Consider the following 21,600-nt stretch of genomic DNA (forward strand, 5'->3'; position numbering starts at 1 on the left):
CTAGACACAATCACTGGCCGCCTCCTCATCGAGCATGGGAAGGCTGTCCTGCCACCAGGCTGCCAGGTTGTGTACATGAGGGGCCTTGAGGATCGTGAAGTGGTTACCCGGACCGTACCAGATACTGAGGTCAGGGATATGCTTGCGCCATCCTTCGATCATTTGTTCCTGTTCACGTTTGTTACCGGCTGTGTCCAGGGTTGGATCATTGGCCAACACCAGCCGCACCGGCCCGGTGTATCGATGTTGTGGTTGATAAACCGTACGCAGGGCCGTGCCAAAGGCCCGCGCCGGACCGCGCATCGAATCCACCGCCGAACGCTGCGGCAGCATGCCGGCACGGACCATGCCGGCATGCAGCAAACGCATCTGCGCGGTATCGTCCTGGGCACCGAAGAACGTGGCATCGATACCCAGGGACTTGCCGGAAGCCAGCTGCATTGCCTCGATCAACCGATTCAAGACTCCCGTCGCGGTGTAAGGCCTACCCACCACCCCGTTGCCACCCGGCGACTCACTGTCGATCAGTGTCAACGAGGCCACCTTGCGACCGCGAGCGTGCAGGCGGGCCGCCATTTCGAAGACGATCCAGCCACCGAAGGAATGGCCGAGCAGATGCACCGGGCCCTGCGGTTGCACCTTGTCGATGGCTTCGAGATAGGCCTGGGCGGCGGTTTCCACGAGACCGAAAGGCTCGGTGTTGCCGTCCAATCCACGAGGTTGCAACCCATGGATGGGCCAGTCCGGGCCAAAGGCGTCGGTCAGACCGATAAAACCAGTCACGCTGTCGCCGGCACCAGGTACACAGAAGATCGGCGCCCGATCGGCACGCCCTCCCTGGATCGTCAGCAGCGGCTGGTAACTATTGCGCCGGGAAGGCGCCGGGCGCGAAGCGACGGTGCGCAATGCATCGTCAATGGCCTGCCCCAATGCCTTGACCTGGGGCGCCTGCATCATCGTCTGATGGTTGCCCGGAACCTTGACGCAGTGGATCTGGGCCTTGGGCAGGACCGCATCCCAGCCCAGGTAGCCGGAATGTTCGGGCGCATCGTCCTTGCGCTCCTCGGCGACCAGCAGGTGCACCGGCACCGAAATCGGATACACCGAGTAATGGGCCAGCGCATGACCGTGGGCGACTTCGCGATCCAGGTATTGCCAGAGCTGGGCCGCGTTGTAGTCCGCCAGTTCCGGCGGTAACAGGCCTTGCTCAGCGCACCGCTGTACCAGCCCCTCGAACTCGAAGTCACTCAGTTGAACCTGCAGGCTGGCCAACTTCGTGAGGACCAGGGTGAGGTCCCCGTCGACCACTGTTCCAGCCCTCCAGAACACCTCGCAACGGTCGAGCAAATGACGTTTGTGCGCTTCGTCCGGCGACCAGCGCTCCCTGCCCTGGTCCACCAGCCGAGGCAGGTAGCTGTCGATCAGGCCGAGGAACTCGACCTCTTCGTCAAGGCCAATGAGCTGGATGGCGATCTCGTACGCCAGCACACCACCGAATGACCAGCCCGCCAGGCGATAAGGCCCCTTGGGCTGGACCGAACGGATGATGCCCACCAGCCGCGAAGCCAGGCACTCCATCGTGTGCAACTGTGGTTCACCCCACGCAATGGCGGGCAGGCCATAGACCGGGATATCCGGATCGATGTGCTTGCCCAGCACCGGAAAGTAGAGATCCAGGCCGCTGAACTCATGCACCAGGAACAACGGATTCTGCTGGCCGGTGGTGCGCACCGGCACGAACGGCTCCTGCACTTGGACCTCGGTGGTACGGTTCTGCAGCAGCGATGCCATGGACGCGACACTTTCATGCTGGAACAACTCGGCCAGTGACACCGTCAGGTTGGCCTGCGCCAGCAGCCCCACCAAGCGGATCGCCAGTAGGGAATGCCCGCCCATTTCGAAGAAGTTGTCATGGCGACCGACCCGTTGCAGGCCCAGCAAGTCTTGCCAGAGCTGCGCCAACAAGGTTTCCACCTCACCTTGCGGGGCTTCGTAGGCACGGCTGACGAAGGCGTCCTGATCCGGTGCCGGCAATGCCCGACGATCCAGCTTGCCGTTGGCGGTCAGCGAGAAGGCTGGCAGCGCCACGAAGGCGCTGGGCAGCATGTATTCCGGTAACTGCGCCTGCAGATAGCCGCGCAAGTCTTCGACCGGCAGCATTGCGTCCACCGCGTGCTGGGTAAAGTAAGCCACCAGGCGTTTCTCGCCCGGGGCGTCTTCACGCACCAGCACTACCGCTTCCTTGACCTCGTCATGCAGATTCAACCGCGCTTCGATCTCGCCCAATTCGATACGGAAACCACGGATTTTCACCTGGTCGTCGTTACGCCCCAGGTAATCCACCGTGCCGTCCGCCCGCCAGCGCGCCAGGTCGCCGGTGCGGTAGAGCAAGGCACCGGGATCGGCATTGAACGGATCGGCGACGAACTTCTCGGCGGTCAGTTCAGGGCGATTCAGATACCCTTTCGCCACGCCGTCGCCACCGATGTACAACTCGCCGGCCACGCCGATGGGCACGGGTTGCCGGTTGGCATCCAGCACATAGACCCGGCTGTTGCCAATCGGTCGGCCAATCGGGATTCCACCCTCGCCCACGGTTTTGATCTCGTGGGTGGTGGTGAAGGTGGTGGCTTCGGTCGGGCCGTAGCCGTTGAGCAGATGAGCCGGTGCGCCTTCCTTCAGGACGCGGCCGATCACCGCCGGGTCGAGCACATCGCCGCCGACGATCAGGTAGCGCAACTGGGCGAACACTGACATCAGCCCGGCGGCGTACTGGTGGAACAGGCCGGCGGTCATCCACAGCACGCTGACCGATTGCTCTTGCAGCAGTGCCGCAAAACGTTCCTGTGTCAGCAACACGTCCTGGTCGACCACCACCACGCAACCGCCGTTGAGCAACGGCGCCCAGACGTCGAGGGTACTGGCGTCGAATGCCGGGTTGGAGGCAAAGGCCACTCGATCCTCGGCGTTGAAGTCGGCGTAACCGTTATTGATCACCAGCCGGTTGATCGCCCGGTGCGGCACCAGCACACCTTTGGGGGTGCCGGTGGAACCGGAGGTGTACATGATGTAGCCCACCGACTCGGTGCTTTGCGTCAGGTCGAGGTTATCGGCGGCTTCATTGACGACCAGCGTATCCAGGTCCACCCGTTGCGAGGCTTCAGGCGCTAGCGCCGTGCTCAACGTCAGCACGACTTGCGCGCCGCTGTCCTGGACCATGAACTGCTGACGCTCCAGCGGTGCGCTGATGTCCAGCGGCACGTAGGCGGCGGCGCACTTGAGAATCGCCAGTTGGCTGACCAGCAGCTCAATCGAACGCTCCAGCGCAATCGCCACTCGATCGCCCGGTTGCACACCGAGACCGACCAAATGGCGCGCCAGGCGATTGGCCCGGTGGTTCAACTCGACATAGCTCAGGCTGTACGCGTCGTGCACAGCTGCAATAGCCTGCGGACGCTCCTTGGCCTGGGCTTCGAACAGGCCATGAACGGTCCTGTCCTGGGGATAGCGACGGGTCGTGGCGTTGAAGTCCACCAACAATTGCCGACGTTCGGCGGACGGCAGGATCGACACGCTGCTCAACGGCGCCTGCGGTGCCTGTTCCAGCGCCTGCACCAGATGCTCCAGGGCAATGTTCATGTAAACACACATCCGCTGCGCGCCGATCCGCGGCAGCGCCAGTGCCGATACGCTAAAACCTTCGCCCAGGTCATCCACCGACAAGGTCAAAGGATAGTTGGTGCGCTCTTCACTGCTCAGGGCCTCGATGCCTTCCCAGGCGTTCAGGGCTTCGCTCGAAACCGTCTGGCCTGCGCTGTGCCGGTAATTGAGCAAGGCACTGAACAACGGCAGCGGCGCGGCCACTCCGCTGCAACGTTGGGCCAAGGCCAGCGAAGCGTGCTCATGGCCGAGCAGGCCGGTGAGGCGAGCGTGGGTGGCTTTCACACCGTCACGCACACCTTGGCTACCGAGATCCACTCGCAGTGGCAAGGTGTTGATGAACATACCCAGCGCCCGGTCGGCGCCCTCGCCGCCCTGCATCCGGCCCATCAGCACGGTGCCAAAGACCACGTTCTGTTTGCCGGACACCTGCCCCAGCACGTGTGCCCAAGCCAAGTGATGCAGGCTCGCCGCGCTCACACCCAATTGACGAGCCTGAGCCCGCAAACGACGACTCAGATCGGCAGAAAGGTTCAGTCCGGCGGTTTCGATATCGCTGCCGTCGCCATGTACATCCAGCACGCCGAACGGCAATGTCGGCTCGTCCACATCACCCAGCATGTCGCGGAAGAACCCTTCATGCTCCTCGCGACTGATGCCCAAACGGGCCTGGGCCACGTAATTGCGGAACGGTACTGCTGCGCCCAACTGATCGGCCTGGCCCAGCAAATGCGCCTGCATCTCGTGCTGCACCACCTCCAGCGCCGTGTGATCGAGGGCCATGTGGTGGAACAGCAGCATGGCGATCCAGCGCTGGTTGGCCGGGTCATGGGCAAACGCCATGCGCATCAGCGGTGCCTGGCGTACATCGAGGCTGTAGTGTCGAGGGTTGAAGCGTTCGAGCAATTGCGCGGTGATGTCATCACTTGGCTCGAAAACACACTCTTGCAGAATCAGTCGTGCCTGGCGAAGCACCACCTGGACCGGCTCGCGCAGTCCTTCCCAAAGCACGGCGGTGCGCAGGATGTCGTGCCGATCGATGACAGCTTGCAAAGCGTCGACAAAGGCCTGCAGCCGGCCACGATCCTTGAAGTTGAACGTGGCCTGCTGCACATAGAGATCGCCCTGCTGCGAAGCCAGGTGGTGATACAGGATCCCTTCCTGCAATGGCGCCAGGGCGTAGATGTCCTGGACGTTTGCCACGCCGCCGGGCACCGTCGCGGCAATCTGATCGATCTCGTCTTGCGACAGGTCGATGAGGGGCAGCATGTCCGGCGTGATGCGTTGGCCAGCCTGGGTAATTGCGTTGTCCGGCACCACGACCTCCGTCGTACCGCCCACTGCCGCCGCCAATGCCGCCAACGTCGGCTGGCCGAACAGTACGCGGACATCGGCACTCAAGCCTACCTGGCGCATGCGTTCGATCAACGTGACCGCCAACAACGAGTGACCGCCCAGTTCGAAGAAGTGGTCATGCCGCCCCACCCGCTCAACCTGGAGCAAATCGGCCCAAAGCTGCGCCAACGTTGTCTCGGCCGTACCTTGCGGTGCCTCGTAATCCCGGGTGATAACCGAAGCCAGGTCCGGCGCTGGCAAGGCCTTGCGGTCGAGCTTGCCGTTGGGGGTCAGCGGCAAGGCGTCGAGGCGCACGTAGGCGCTCGGCACCATGTACTCCGGCAGTTGCCCTTGCAGATGGGCGCGCAGGGCTTCGATATCGGCAGCGGCCTCGACAGCATGCGTGGTGAAATAAGCCACCAGGCGCTTCTCGCCTGACGCCTCTTCACGGGCCAGCACCACGGTTTCCTTGATACCCGCGTATTGCGCCAGCCGGGCTTCGATCTCGCCCAACTCGATGCGGAAACCGCGGATCTTCACCTGGTCATCGTCACGCCCCAGGTAGTCGATGTTGCCGTCCGGCAAATAGCGTCCCAGGTCGCCGGTTTTGTACATACGCGCGTTCGGGGCCGTGCTGAACGGGTCTTTGAGGAAACGCTCGGCGGTCAGTTCCGCACGGTGCAGGTAACCCCGCGCCACCTGGACCCCGCCGATATAAATCTCCCCAGCCACGCCCATGGGCACCGGTTGTTGATGGGCATCGAGCAGGTAGATCCGCGTGTTGGCGATCGGCTTGCCAATGGGCGTGCTGTCCGGGGTTTGCGCGCCTGCGCAGTCCCACGCGGTCACGTCCACCGCCGCTTCGGTCGGGCCGTACAGGTTGTACAAGCCGGTCTGCGGTAGTTGCGCCTTGAAGCGCCGCACCAGGTGCCCCGGCAAGGCCTCGCCGCTGCACATCACCCGGAGCAGGCTCGCGCACTCGTCCGCCTCGCCATGGGCCAGGAACACATCCAGCATCGACGGCACGAAGTGCAGCGTGGTGATGCCTTGGGCCTGGATCACTTCGCGCAGGTACGCCGGTTCGCGATGCCCGCCGGGGCGGGCCATCACCAGCTGCGCACCGCTGAACAGCGGCCAGAAGAACTCCCACACCGACACGTCGAAGCTGAACGGGGTCTTTTGCAGCACAGCGTCCGCGGCGGTCAGTTTGTATTCGTCCTGCATCCACAGCAGGCGGTTGACCACCGCGCCATGCTCGTTCATCACGCCTTTTGGCTGGCCAGTCGAACCCGAGGTGTAGATCACATAGGCCAGGTGATTGGCCTGCAGGCCCTCCACCAGCGGATCGCTGGTCGGCTGCGTCGAGAAGCCTTCCTCGTCGGCCGCGTCCAACAGCATGACTCGGGCAGTGGTCGCCGGCAGGCTGGCCTGCAAGGCACGCTGGGTCAGCACCACCGTCGGCGCGCTGTTTTCCAGCATGTAGGCCAGCCGATCGAGTGGGTAATCCGGGTCGAGCGGCACATAGGCCGCACCAGCCTTGAGGATGCCCAACAGGCCCGCGACCATCTCCACGCTGCGATCCACACAGATCGCCACGCGGTCGTCCGGGCGGATACCCAGGGCCAGCAGTCGGTGGGCAACCTGATTGGCGCGGCGGTTCAATTGCGCGTAACTCAGTTGTTCTTCGTCGGAGACCACGGCCACGGCATCCGGACTCGTCGCAACCCGCGCCTCGAACAAACCATGCAGCGTCAGGCCTGACGGATATTCAACCGTGGTGGCGTTGAACCCTTCCAGCAGATGCTCGCGCTCGTTGTCACCCAGCAGTGGGATCTGCGCCACGATAGCCTGCTCGTCGGCAACCATGGCCCGCAGTACGCATTCGAGGTAACCGAGATAGCGTTCCATCGTGGCCTGGTCGAACAGCGCCGTGGCGTATTCCAGCGAACCGAACAGGCGCCCATCGATCAGGGCCATGTCCAGCAACACATCGAACTTCGCGGTGCGGCTGGTCACGCCCAGCCCTTGCAGGGAGATATCGCCCAGTTCCAACCCGGTGCTTTCGTTGTTCTGCCAGGACAGCATGGCCTGGAACACCGGGCTGTGGGACAGGCTGCGCAAGGGCCGGACCACTTCCACCACTTGCTCGAACGGCAGGTCCTGATGCGCCTGGGCCCCCAAGGTCTGGGCCTTCACCTGTTGCAGTAAGCCTTGAACCGTCAGGTCGGCCGCCACATCGACGCGCAGCGCCAGGGTGTTGACGAACAGACCGATCAGGCCCTCGACCTCCGATTGCATGCGGTTCGCCACGGGCGTGCCGATGACAACGTCGTCCTGCCCGGCCATGCGACTGAGCACTGCGGCCCAGGCGGCCATGACCGTCATGAACAACGTGGCGCCATGGCGCTGGCTCAACGCCTTGAGGTTTTCAGTCAGGCTTTCATCCAGTGCAATCCCCACGGCACTGCCTGCATGATCTTGTTGTGCGGGGCGTGGCCGGTCGGTCGGCAACGTCAGCAGCGCCGGTACATCGGCCAGGGTTTGCTGCCAGTAGCGCTCCTGCTGCTCCAAGACCTCGCCGGTGAGCCAGTGCCGTTGCCATAGGGCGTAGTCGGCGTACTGGATTGGCAGGGCCGGCAGCGGGTCATCCCGATCCTGGCTGAACGCCTCGTACAGCACGCCCAACTCATGGGTCAGTACATCGGCGGACCAACCATCGGCGACGATGTGATGCAGGGTCACCAGCAGCACGTGGTCGTCGTCAGCCATACGTACCAGTCGACCACGGGCCAGTGGACCACGGGCCAGGTCGAAGGCTTGGCGAGCCTCTTGCTCGGCCATGATCAACAACTCGGCCTCGGCATCCGGACGCCCGGCCAGGACATGTCGTTGCAAGGCAAAACCGATGTCAGCCGGGGCAATGCGTTGCTGTGCCTCCTGCCCCTGCGCCTGCACAAAGGTGGTACGCAGCGCTTCGTGACGGGCCACGATGCGATCCAGTGCGCGAGTGAGCGCCGGCATATCCAGCGCACCCCGCAAACGCAGGCCGGTGGGAATGTGATACGCCGCGCTGCCGCCGTCCAGTTGCGCCAGGAACCATAGGCGTTGCTGGGCAAACGACAACGGCAGGACCTGGTCACGGGACACCGGCACAATGTCCGGCCGGGTGCTGCGTGCTGCCTGGGAAAGTATCTGGGCCAGCGCGCTTAACTGCGGTTGGGCGAAGACATCGCTCAGATTCAGCTCCACACCCAGTTGTTCGCGCACCTGGGCGATCAAGCGCATCACCAGCAATGAATGGCCACCCAGTTCGAAGAAGTGGTCATGACGCCCCACCGACTCGACCTTGAGCAGAGTTCGCCAGATTTGCGCCAGGGCGATTTCAGCCTGGCCTTGGGGCGCTTCCTGGCTACGGCTGGCGTAGGCCTCGGCATCGGGCGCCGGTAATGCCTGGCGGTCGAGCTTGCGGTTCGGTGTCAGCGGCAGTGCGGACAGGCTGACGAAGGCACTGGGCAGCATGTATTCGGCCAGTTGCATCGACAACTGCGCGCGCAAGGCCGCTGGGTTCAGGCTCGCGTCGGCCTGCGGCACCACATAGGCCACCAGGCGTTTGTCGCCCGGGGTGTCTTCGCGCACGATCACCGCCGCTTCCTTGACTCCGGCACAGTGGCCCAGCCTGGACTCGATCTCGCCCAGTTCGATACGGAACCCACGGACCTTGACCTGGAAGTCATTGCGACCCAGGTACTCAAGGCGTCCGTCCGCACGATAACGGGCCAGGTCGCCGGTCTTGTACATCCGCGCATCGGGCTGATCGCTGAAAGGATCGGCCAGGAAACGTTCAGCGTTGATAGCGTCAAGGTTCAAGTAACCACGCGCCACACCCTCGCCACCGATGAAGATTTCCCCCGCGACGCCGAACGGCACCGGCTGGCGATGCCCATCGAGCAGGTAAATACGAGTGTTGGCCATCGGCGTGCCAATCGTTGCATTGCCACAGGCAGCGTCGTACTTCATATACGCGGCGGTGCAGGACACCGTCGCCTCGGTCGGGCCATAGGTGTTGATCAGTTGCGTATGGGGCGGACGAATCGCGTCCCACATCTGCAACTTCTGCGTCGACAAGGCATCCCCAGTGACGTTGATCAACCGCACGTCCCGCAGCAGGTCGCGGGCCAGAGCCGGGGTGTTGTGCCACTCGGCCGCGAGGGTATGCCAATGGGCCGCCGTCAGGTGCAGGAAGGTCGGACGGACGTCGCCATTGCTTTGCAGCTCGGCACTGCCAAACAGCTGCCGGGTCGGCGCCAGGGTGGCACCGGCAAGCAGTGCCGGGAAGATTTCCTCCACCGACAGGTCGAAGTTCAGGGTGTTCTGTTGCAGCACCGTGTCGGCCGCAGTCAGGCCGAACAGCCGGACCGCATCGACGCAGTAGTTGACCAGGCCCCGGTGTTCGATCATCACCCCTTTGGGGTTGCCGGTGGAGCCCGAGGTGTAGATCACGTAGGCCAGGTGGCGCACGCCCAGGGACGCTACGAGCGGGTTGTCGTCGCGCCCGACGCAAATGCCGCTACGAACACGCTCAGCGTGATCGAGCAACACCACTGGCACCGTCAATGCCGGCAGACGACCTTGCAACCCACCTTGGGTCAGCAGCGCCACCGGGGCACTGTCGGCGAGCATGTAGGCCAGGCGTTCAGCCGGATATGCCGGATCGAGCGGCACATAACCAGCGCCGGCCTTGAGAATCGCCAACAGGCCGACCAGCATTTCAGCGCCGCGTTCGACACAGATCGCCACCCGATCATCCGGGCGAATACCCAGTCCGATCAGGTGATGGGCCAGCTGGTTGGCCTGGCGGTTCAGTTCCGCGTAGCTCAACCGTTCACCCTCGAACAGCACCGCGATGGCGTCTGGACGAGCCGCGACCTGCGCTTCGAACAACTGATGGATGGTCTGTCCACGAGGGTATGCGGCCTGGGTAGCGTTGAGGTCCACCAGCAAATGCTCGCGCTCGGCTTCGTCCAGCAACGCCACCCGTTCGATCAAGCTCTGGTCACCAGCCACCATCGCTCGCAGCAGGCGCTCGAAGTAGCCGAGATAACGCTGCACCGTGGTCTCGTCGAACAGCGCCGTGGCGTATTCGAGGGCGCCGAACATCTGCCCTTGGGCCTCGCCCAGCTCCAGGGACAGATCAAACTTGGCGACAGTGCTCGCCGCGCCCAGGCCTTCGAGTTTCAGGTCACCCAGCACCAGCTCGGTGTTGTCCACCGTCTGCCATGACAGCATGGCCTGGAACAGCGGCGTATGGGCCAGGCTGCGCACCGGCTTGAGCACTTCCACCACTTGTTCGAACGGCAGGTCCTGATGCGCCTGGGCGCCCAAAGCCTGAGTCTTGACCCGCGCCAACAGGGTTTCGACAGTCGGCGCCCCCGAAACATCGACGCGCACCGCCAGGGTGTTGACGAAGAGACCGATCAACCCTTCGACTTCCGAGCGGGTACGGTTGGCCACCGGCGAACCGATCACCACCTCATCCTGACCGGAAAGCCGGCTCAACAGTGCGCCCCAGGCGGCCATCAACGTCATGTACAGCGTGACGCCGTGGCGCTGGCTCAGCGCCTTGAGGCTTGCCGTCAGGTCGGCGTCGAAGGCCACTGGCAATGCAGCCCCGGTGTAGTCTTGCTGAGGCGGCCGTGCCCGGTCGGTGGGCAGCATCAGCAGCGCCGGCGCGTCGGCCAGGGCTTGCTGCCAGTAGCTGCTCTGGGTTTGCAGCACCTCACCGCTCAACCAGCGGCGTTGCCAGACGGCGTAGTCGCTGTACTGCACCGCCAGCGCCGGCAGCGGATCGTCCAGACCGTGACGGAACGCTTCATAGAGCGCCGCCAGTTCCTTGATCAACACGCCGATGGACCAGCCGTCCGAAACGATGTGGTGCATGGTCACCAGCAGCACATGGTCCTCGCTGCCGAGGCGGATCAGCCTTCCCCGGATCAACGGACCGTGCTCCAGGTCGAAAGCGTTCGTGGCTTCCTCTGCCAGCAATGCCTGCAGATGGCCCTCGGCATCGTCCTGATCGGACAGGTCCTGCTGGAACAGTGCAAGACCGATCTCGGCAGGCGCGACGCACTGCCGTGCCTCCTGGCCTTGCTCCTGCACGAAGGTGGTACGCAGCGCCTCGTGACGGGCGACGATGCGATCCAGCGCCCGCTGCAAGGCCACGCGATCCAGGATGCCACGCAGGCGCAGGCCAGCGGGCATGTGGTAGGCCGCGCTGGCGCCTTCCATCTGCGCCAGGAACCACAGGCGCTGCTGGGCGAACGACAGCGGCAGGTCTTTCTCACCAGAGACCTGGACGATCTCCGGCAATGTGCTGCGCCCGGCGTGGGCCACCGCCTGCGCCAGGTCCATGAGTTGCGGATGGGCGAACAGCTCGGCCAGGCTGAGTTCAACGCCCAAGCGCAGGCGCACCTGGGAAATCAGCTGGATCGCCAACAACGAGTGGCCACCCAGCTCGAAGAACTGGTCATGGCGACCGACCTGTTGCAGGCCCAGCAGGTTTTGCCAGATCTGCGAGAGAGTGGTTTCGAGCTCGCCTTGTGGGGCTTCGTAGCCGCGGGAGATGACTGAATCCTGGTCCGGCGCCGGAAGTGCCTTGCGATCGAGCTTACCGTTGGGGGTCAGCGGCAGTGCGCCGAGGCGTACGTAAGCCGACGGCACCATATAGGCCGGCAGCCGGATCTGCAGATGACTACGCAGGGCTTCGACATCGATGTCGTCACCCGGCGAATGTTCGGTGAAATACGCGACCAGGCGCTTGTCACCCGGGACGTCTTCGCGGGCTTGCACCACGGCTTCCTTGAGAGCCGGGTGCTGGGCCAGTTTGGCTTCGATCTCACCCAGTTCGATGCGGAAACCACGGATCTTCACCTGGTCGTCGTTGCGCCCCAGGTATTCGATGTTGCCGTCCGCCAGGTAGCGACCGAGGTCACCGGTCCTGTACATCCGGGTATTTGGCGTGGTGCTGAACGGGTCTTTGAGGAACCGTTCGGCGGTGAGGTCATCGCGGTTGAGATAACCACGGGCCACCCCGGCACCACCGATGTAGATCTCGCCAGGTACGCCCAGCGGCACCGGTTGTTGGTGCTCGTCCAGCAGGTAGAACTGGGTGTTCGCCACCGGCTTGCCAATGTGTGCCGCAAACCCGTCCTCACGAGCCATCGACACCCAACTTGAGTAGGTCGTGGTTTCCGAAGGGCCGTAGAGGTTGCACAGACGCTTGACCTGGGTCTGTTCGAACAGCGTTTCCACCAGGCTGCGCTTGAGCGCTTCGCCAGCGACGTTGACCGTGTCGACGCCCTCGCCCAGTCCCCCGGACTCCAGCAAGGCCTTGAGCGCCGAGGGCACGGTGTTGATCAGGGTGATGTCGTGCTCACCCTGTTGCAGTTCCAGCACATTAGTCACGACTTCGATGCTGCCGCCCGACGTCAACGGCGCGAAGCATTCATAAACGGCCAGGTCGAAGTTCAGCGAGGTGGAAAACAGGGTTTTCGACAACGTGGCGTCATCGAACGAACGATGGGCCCAGGTCAGGAAGTTCACCGTGTTGCGGTGTTCGATCATCACGCCCTTGGGCAGACCGGTGGAACCGGACGTGTAGATCACATAGGCCAGGTGTGACGAGGTCAGGCCCGGCACCTGTGGATTAGGCGCCGCTTCGTCCTGCCAGACGCCCTGGTCGAGGTCGATCACCGGTACCGCCATCTCGCCCAGCAAGTGGCGCGTGGTTCCTTGAACCAGGATCGCCGCCGGGGCACTGTCTTCGAGCATGTAGGCAATGCGGTCCTGCGGATAAGCCGGGTCGAGCGGCACATAACCGCCCCCGGCCTTGAGAATCGCCAGCAAGCCAACGACCATGTCGATGCCGCGTTCGACGCAGATCGCCACCCGCGAATCCGGCTGCACGCCCTGCTTGCGCAGGTAATGGGCCAAGCGGTTGGCCAGGCCATTGAGCTCGCGGTAGTTGAGCTGACGTCGGCCATGGCGCACCGCCACGGCATCCGGCGTACACTGCACCTGTTCTTCGAACAACCCATGAATCGTCTGCTGCCGCGGATAGTCTGCCTCGGTGGCGTTGAACGTCACCAGCAGTTGCTCGCGCTCCGTGGCCGGCACAATCGACAGTTCACGCAACGCCAGGTCAGGCGTGTGCTCCAACGCCATCACCAGGCTTTCCAGCGCCGTGTGCATGTACCCGCAGACACGCCGGGCACCCACTGCGACCACGGTCTGGGCCGTGAGCCGGAAGCCTTCGCCCAGGTCGTCCACGTTCAGGCACAACGGATAGTTCGTCCGCTCCTCCATGCTCAGGGTTTGAATGCCGTGCCAGGCCGATATGGCCGTGTCGGACACCGCTTCCGCCGCGCTGTGTCGATAGTTCAACAAGGTACTGAACAACGGCAGCGAGGCCGGTACGCCACTGCAACGCTGGGCCAGGGACAACGAAGCGTGTTCATGCCCGAGCAAGGCCGACAGCCGCCCATGGGTCGCCCGGACACCTGCCCGGGCGCCTTGGCCACCGACGCTGACGCGTAATGGCAAGGTATTGATGAACATCCCCAGGGCCCGATCAGCCCCGTCGCCGCCCTGCATCCGCCCCATCAGCACGGTGCCGAACACCACTTCTTCACGGCCCGAGACCCGGCCGACCACCTGCGCCCAGGCCAGGTGCACCAGGCTTGCCGCGCTCACCCCGAGCTGACGGGCCTGCATTCGCAGGCGCTGGGCCAGTTCGGCATCCACATCCAGGTGCTGTTCTTCGATACCGCTGCCATCCCCCTGCACATCCTGCAGGCCGAATGGCAGCGTAGGCTCATCGATATCGGCGAGCATGTCGCGGAAAAACGCTTCATGCTGCTCACGACTGACCCCAAGCCGGGCCTGCGCCACATGGTTGCGATACGGTACCGCTGGCGAAAGCAACTGGGCCTGCCCCAGCAGGCTGGCCTGCATTTCGTGCACCACCACTTCCAGCGCCGTATGGTCCAGGGCCATGTGATGGAACAACAGGATGCCGACCCAACGCTGATTCGCCAAATCCTGGGCATAGGCCAGGCGCATCAGCGGTGCCTGGGCGATATCGAGGCGGTAATGACGCGGATCGAAGCGCTCGTGCAGTTGCTGCACCACGTCATCCCCGGCCGGATCCACTTCGATCTCCTCAAAGCCCAGGGTCGCATGCCGCCAGACCACTTGCACCGGCGCTTCAAGGCCTTGCCAGACCATGCTGGTGCGCAGGATATCGTTACGCGAAACCACGCTCTGCAAGGCATGGGCGAAGGCTTGCAGCCGCTCACGGTTGTCAAAGCCAAACAGTACCTGCAGCACGTAGGGGTCGCCCTGCTCGGCGGCAAGGTGGTGGTAGAGAATCCCCTCCTGCAACGGCGCCAGGGCGTAGATATCCTGCACATTGGCCACGCCGCCCGGCACCGTGGCCACGATGCGGTCGATGGCAGCCTGGCCCAGATCGGCCAGGGGCAACATGTCCGGGGTGATGCGCATGCAGCCGTCCGGGATGGCGTTATCCGGCACCACGACTTCCGTGTGCCCGCCCACGGCGGCGGCCAATGCGGCCAGCGTCGGCTGGCCGAACAGCACCCGCACATCGGCGGCCAGGTCGACCTGACGCATGCGCTCGATCAACTTCACGGCCAACAACGAGTGCCCGCCCAGCTCGAAGAAATTATCGTGGCGACCGATCTGCTCGATCTTGAGCAAGTCTTGCCAGATCCGCGCGATAGCCACTTCGACTTCGCCTTGCGGAGCCTGGTATTCACGACTGATCACCGCCGACTGATCCGGTGCCGGCAGCGCCTTGCGGTCGAGCTTGCCGTTGGTGGTCAATGGGAACGCGGCCAGCGTCACAAAGGCGCTAGGCACCATGTATTCGGCTAACGAAGCCAGCAACTGGGTACGCAGGTCAGCGGCTGACAGCTGCGCGTCTTCGTCGGCAATCACATAGGCCACCAGGCGCTTGTCGCCCGATTCGTCTTCGCGGGCAATGACCACCGCCTCGCTGACCCCCTCGCACGCGGCCAGCGCTGCTTCGATCTCGCCCAGTTCGATGCGGAAACCACGGATCTTCACCTGGTCATCGTTGCGGCCCAGGTATTCAATGCTGCCGTCCGCCAACCAGCGACCGAGGTCGCCGGTCCGGTACAGGCGGGCGTTCGGCGCGGTGCTGAACGGGTCGTCGAGGAAACGCTCGGCGGTCAATGCCTCGCGGTTCAGATAACCACGACTGACGCCGGCCCCTCCCACGTACATCTCACCGACCACGCCCACCGGCACCGGCTCGCGCTGGGCATCGAGCACGTACAGCTGCAAATCGGGAATGCGTTTGCCGATCGGGCTGATACCCGTCAATTGCGCGTCCGCTGCGGTCAGGGGACGGTACGTCACGTGCACCGTGGTTTCAGTGATGCCGTACATGTTGACCAGTTGCGTTCCGGCATTGACTCCACGGGCATACCACGGCTTGAGAATGCCGGTTTCCAGTGCCTCGCCGCCGAAAATCACCTGGCGCAGGCTATGGCTCAGGTCGCTTTCGCCCTGGGCCGCGATCAACTGCCGGAAAGCACTCGGCGTCTGGTTCAGCACCGTGACACCGGCCTCGCACAACAGCGCGTAGCAGTCCTGTGGCGAACGGCTGACCCATTGCGGCACCACCAGCAAGCGGCCGCCATGGGTCAGTGCGCCCCAGATTTCCCAGACCGAGAAATCGAAGGCAAAGGAATGGAACAGCGCCCACACGTCGTGCGGACCGAAATCGAACCACGGTTGTGTCGCCGAAAACAGCCGGGCGACGTTGCGGTGTTCGACCATCACGCCCTTGGGCAATCCGGTCGAACCGGAGGTGTAGATCACGTAGGCCAGATGGCTGGAGTCCAGGCCCGGCACTTGTGGGTTGGCATCGGACTGGTCCTGCCAGTTGCCGTCATCGAGCACCAGCACCGGTACCGAAACTTCAGCCACTGCACGGTACGTGGCGGCTTGGGCCAACACTGCCATGGGTGCGCTGTCACGCAACAGGTAGGCAATACGTTCGGCCGGATAGGCCGGATCCACGGGCACATAACCGGCGCCGGATTTCAGGATCCCCAACAGACCAACGATCATGTCCAGGCCACGTTCGACACAGATCGCGACCCGATCATCCGGGCGAATACCTAGCGATAGCAAGCGATGAGCGACCCGGTTCGCCCTGGCGTTGAGTTCGCCATAGGTCAGCGTCCGATCTTCTAACACCACCGCCACCGCATCAGGCTGCGCGGCGGCGCGAACTTCGAATTGGCCATGGATCAAGGAGTCATCGGCGTACAAGGCATCTGTCGTATTCCAGGTTTCGAGCAACTGTCGGCGCTCGGCCGGCGGCAGGATTGCCAACCCATGCAATGGGGCCAGCGGTGATTGCTCCAGGGCCCGCACCAGGTTTTCCAGAGCGCAGTTCACATAGCTGCAAACCCTCCCAGAGCCAATCGGTGCCTGGGCCATGACCGTCAGGTTGAAGTCTTCGCCCAAGTCATCCACCGACAACGTCAGCGGATAGTTGGTGCGTTCCTCACCTTCCAGCGTCTGGATACCGTTCCAGGCGGCTATGATTTCGCTGGAAGCCGTCTGCGTACCGAGATGGCGATAGTTGAGCAACGCGCTGAACAACGGAGTCGGCGTGGCCACGCCGCTGCAACGTTGCGCCAGGACCAGCGAGGCGTGCTCGTGCCCCAGCAACGCCGTCAAACGTGCATGGGTAGCCTTGACCCCGGCGCGTACGCCTTGCGCCCCCAGGCCGACACGCAACGGCAGGGTGTTGATGAACATGCCCAACGCCCGGTCGGCGCCTTCGCCGCCCTGCATGCGCCCCAGCAACACTGTGCCGAAGACCACGTCGTCCTGGCCCGACACCTTGCCCAACACCTGCGCCCAGGCCAGGTGATACAAGCTTGCCGCGCTTACGCCGAGCTGGCGCGCCTGCACCCGCAGACGCCGGCTGAGCTGGGCATCGACCCGCTGGCGGACCTCCTCGATATCGTGTCCATCGCCCTGCACATTCTGCAAACCGAAGGGCAGCGTCGGTTCGGTCACATCACCCAGCATTTCGCGGAAAAAGGCTTCGTGGTCCTCGCGGCTCACGCCCAGCCGCGCTTGTGCGACATAGTTGCGATACGGCACCGATGCCGCCAATTGCTGCCCGTTCCCGGCCATGTAGGCGCCAATTTCCGCAGTGAGCATGCCCAGCGAAGTCGCGTCATCCACCATGTGGTGGAACAGCAACATGCCCACCCAACGATTGTTCGTCACATCTTGTGCATAACCGATACGCATCATCGGCGCCCGGCGAATGTCCAGGCGATAGTGCCGTGGGTCCAAGTGTTCGCGCAGTTGCCGGGCAATATCCCCCGCCTCAGCGTCCAGTGCTATCTCCTCGAGCTCCAGTTGCGCCTCACGCCAGACCACCTGGACCGGGTCGTCCAAGCCTTCCCAGACCACTGCGGTGCGCAAGATGTCATGCCTGGACACCACGTTCTGCAGTGCCTGGGCGAAGGTATCCAGATGTGCACGGCTGTCGAAAGCAAACAGCACGTATTGCAGGTAAGGATCACCTTTGGCCGCCGCGAGGTGGTGGTACAAAATCCCTTCCTGCAGCGGTGCCAGGGCGTAAATGTCCTGCACATTGCCCACGCCGCCGGGCACCGTCGCCACGACGCGGTCGATCTCGTCCTGGCTCAGTGTGGCCAGTGGCAACAGGTCTGGCGTGATCCGCGAACAGTCGTCCGGAATGAGGTTAGCCGGCACCTGGACTTCCTGGCTGCCGCCCACCGCCGCGGCCAGGGCCGCCAGCGTCGGCTGGCCGAACAACACTCGCACGTCGGCGGCCAGGTCGACCTGACGCATGCGCTCGATCAATTTCACCGCCAACAACGAATGCCCGCCCATTTCAAAAAAGTGGTCATGACGACCGACCCGTTCCACCTGCAACAGGTCTTGCCAGATCCGCGCAATGCTCGTCTCGACCTCACCTTGGGGCGCTTCGTATTCGCGGGTCACCACCGACGACTGATCCGGTACTGGCAAGGCCTTGCGATCCAGCTTGCCATTGGTGGTCAACGGGAAGGCCGTCAGCATCACGAACGCGCTGGGCACCATGTATTCGGCCAGCGAACCCAGCAACTCAGCACGTAGCTCAGCGGCCGACGGTGGCTCGCCCTCTTCGGCAATCACATAAGCCACCAGGCGCTGATCGCCCGGCGCGTCCTGGCGGGCCATCACCACGGCCTCACGTACACCGTTGCAGGCAGCCAGCTTCGCCTCGATCTCTCCCAGTTCGATACGGAAACCGCGGATCTTCACCTGGTCGTCGTTGCGCCCCAGGTATTCAATGCTGCCGTCCGCCAACCAGCGGCCGAGGTCACCGGTCTTGTACATCCGCGCGTTCGCCTCGGGGCGGAACGGGTTGTCGAGGAAACGCTCGGCGGTCAGTTCGTCACGGTTCAGGTAACCACGACTGACACCCGCTCCCCCCACGTACATTTCCCCGACCACGCCCACCGGCACCGGCTCGTGCTGGGCATCGAGCACGTACAGCTGCAAATCGGGAATGCGTTTGCCGATCGGGCTGACACCCGTCAATTGCGCGTCCGCTGCGGTCAGGGGACGGTACGTCACGTGCACGGTGGTTTCGGTGATGCCGTACATGTTGACCAGTTGCGTCCGAGCGTTAGCTTGGCGGGCATACCAGGGCTTGAGAATGCCGGTTTCCAGTGCCTCGCCGCCGAAAACCACCTGGCGCAGGCTGTGTCCCAGGTCGCTTTCACCTTGGGCGGCAATCAGTTGGCGGAAGGCACTCGGCGTCTGGTTGAGGATGGTCACGCCCGCTTCGCACAACAAGGCATAGCAATATTGCGGTGAACGGCTGACCAATTGCGGCACCACCAGCAAGCGGCCGCCATGGGTCAATGCGCCCCAGATTTCCCAGACAGAGAAATCGAAGGCAAAGGAATGGAACAGCGCCCACACGTCGTGCGGGCCGAATTCGAACCACGGCTGGGTCGCCGAAAACAGCCGGGCGACGTTACGGTGCTCGACCATCACCCCCTTGGGCAGGCCGGTGGAGCCGGAGGTATAGATCACGTAGGCCAGGTGGCTGGAGTCCAGACCCGGGACGTCGGGGTTGTGCTGCGGTTGCTGGCTCATTTCGCCGGCGTCGGCCAGGTCGAGCACAAGGGTGGGCACCGGCAATACCGGCAGGCTGTCGCGCCATTGCGCCTGGGTCACCAACGCCACGGGGCTGCTGTCATCCAGCATGTAGGCGATGCGCTCGGGTGGATAAGCCGGGTCCAGCGGTACATAGCCCGCACCGGCTTTCAGGATACCCAGCAGGCCAACGATCATGTCCAGGCCGCGCTCGACACAGATCGCCACGCGGTCATCCGGGCGAACACCCTGGGCCACCAGTCTGTGGGCCAGTTGGTTGGCGCGGGCATTGAGCTCACCGTAGGTCAATGCCTGGTCTTCATGCACGACGGCCACGGTGTCGGGTTGAGACGCGGCCCAGCCCTCGACTTGCCGATGGATCAGGGCATCGTCGGCATACACGGCGTCGGTCGTGTTCCAGGTTTCCAGCAACTGCCGACGCTCGGCCGGTGGCAGGATCGCCAAGGCGTGCAGCGGAGTGTGCGGTGCCTGCTCGAGGGCCACGACCAGGTTTTCCAGGGCCACCTGCATGTAACCGCAAATACGCTGCGCACCGATGGACGTATCGACCATCGCCGTGAGGAAGAAGCCGTCGCCCATATCATCCACGTTGAGGGTCAACGGATAATTGGTCCGCTCATCACCGCCCAGCGCGTTGATCCCGCTCCAGGCCGACAGGGCGTCCTGGGTCACTTGGACTGCGCTGTGGCGGTAGTTGAGCAAGGCACTGAACAGCGGCGTCGGCGCGACCACGCCACTGCACCGTTGCGCCAGTGCCAGCGAGGCATGTTCGTGGCCCAGCAAGGCCGTCAATCGCCCGTGAGTGGCCTTGACGCCGCTGCGTACGTCCTGGGTGCCCACATCCACCCGCAACGGCAAGGTGTTGATGAACATCCCCAGGGCACGGTCGGCACCGTCGCCGCCCTGCATCCGGCCCAGCAGGACCGTACCGAACACCACCTCTTGTTTGCCGGATACCTTGCCCAGCACCTGCGCCCAGGCCAGGTGCACCAGGCTGGCGGCACTCACCCCCAGGTGGCGTGCCTGTGTCCGCAGGCGCCTGGACAACGCCAGATCCACCGGCTGGCGGACCTCATCGATGCCATGCCCCTCACCCTGCACGTCCTGCAGACCAAAGGGCAGCGTCGGCTCGTCGATATCGCCGAGCATCTCGCGGAAAAAGGCTTCATGTTCTTGTTCGCTGGCCCCCAGACGGGCCTGGGCCACGTAGTTGCGATACGGCATCGCTTCGCCCAACTGGCCGTCCTGGCCCAACAGGTGCATTTGCATCTCGTGCTGCATCACATCCAGGGCCGTGTGGTCCAGGGCCATGTGATGGAACAGCAGGATCGCCACCCAGCGATCCTGGGCCTCATCGCGGGCGTAAGCCAATTGCAGCAACGGCGCCTGGCCCAAGTCGAGGCGATAGTGTCGGGCATCGAAACGGCTGGCCAGCTGCGTCGCGATGTCGCCAGCCGAAGCGTCTGGAACAATGCATTGCGGCGCCAGCACCACCTCGCGCCAGACCACTTGCACCGGCTCATCCAACCCTTCCCAGACCACGCTGGTGCGCAAGATGTCGTGGCGATCGATCACCACTTGCAGCGCCCCGATGAAGGCGTCGAGGCGTTCACGGTTGTCAAAGGCGAATTGCGTCTGCAATACATAGGGGTCGCCCTGCTCGGCGGCCAAGTGGTGATAAAGAATCCCTTCCTGCAACGGTGCCAGCGGGTAGATGTCCTGCACGTTGCGCGCACCACCGGGCACCGTGGCGACGATCTGGTCGATGGCGTCCTGGGACAGCGTGACCAGTGGCAGCATGTCCGGGCTGATGTGCTCGCAATCTGCCGGGATCCGATTCGCCGGAACACGGATCTCCTTACCGCTACCAACGGCCGCCGCCAGCGCCGCCAGGGTCGGTTGGCTGAACAGCACGCGCACGTCGGCGCTCAAGCCGGCCTGGCGCATGCGTTCGATCAGCGTGACCGCCAGCAACGAATGGCCGCCCAGCTCAAAGAAATGATCGTGGCGACCGACTTTCTCGACCTTGAGCACATCGACCCAGATCTGTGCCAGGGTCTGCTCCACCTCACCCTGCGGCGCTTCATATTCGCGCGAGGCATAGGCCTCGGCATCCGGCGCCGGCAGTGCGCGGCGGTCCAGCTTACCGTTGGCGGTCAGCGGGAAGGCTGGCAGCACCACCAAGGCGCTGGGCAGCATGTAGTCGGCCAGCACGCTCGACAATTGCCCCCGTAAGTCGTGAACCGACAAGGTCACGCCCGGTTCGGCAATCACATAACCCACCAGGCGCTTGGGCCCGGCATCGTCTTGCCGCGCCAGCACCACCGCGTCTTTCAC

1 protein-coding gene (running past one end of the window) is annotated in these 21,600 nt (G+C 63.7%); it reads right to left on the reverse strand.

Going from position 1 to position 21,600, the window contains the following annotated elements; all coding sequences use genetic code 11:
- Window positions 1–21,600 carry the 3' portion of a non-ribosomal peptide synthase/polyketide synthase gene (locus tag EPZ47_RS31020; RefSeq protein ID WP_476705384.1) on the reverse strand. 9,129 nt of this gene lie beyond the right edge of the window, so only the last 21,600 of its 30,729 coding nucleotides appear in the window; its start codon lies off the right edge, out of view; its stop codon occupies window positions 1–3.

Origin of the sequence: Pseudomonas viciae (assembly GCF_004786035.1) — a bacterium.
Lineage (GTDB): Bacteria > Pseudomonadota > Gammaproteobacteria > Pseudomonadales > Pseudomonadaceae > Aquipseudomonas > Aquipseudomonas viciae.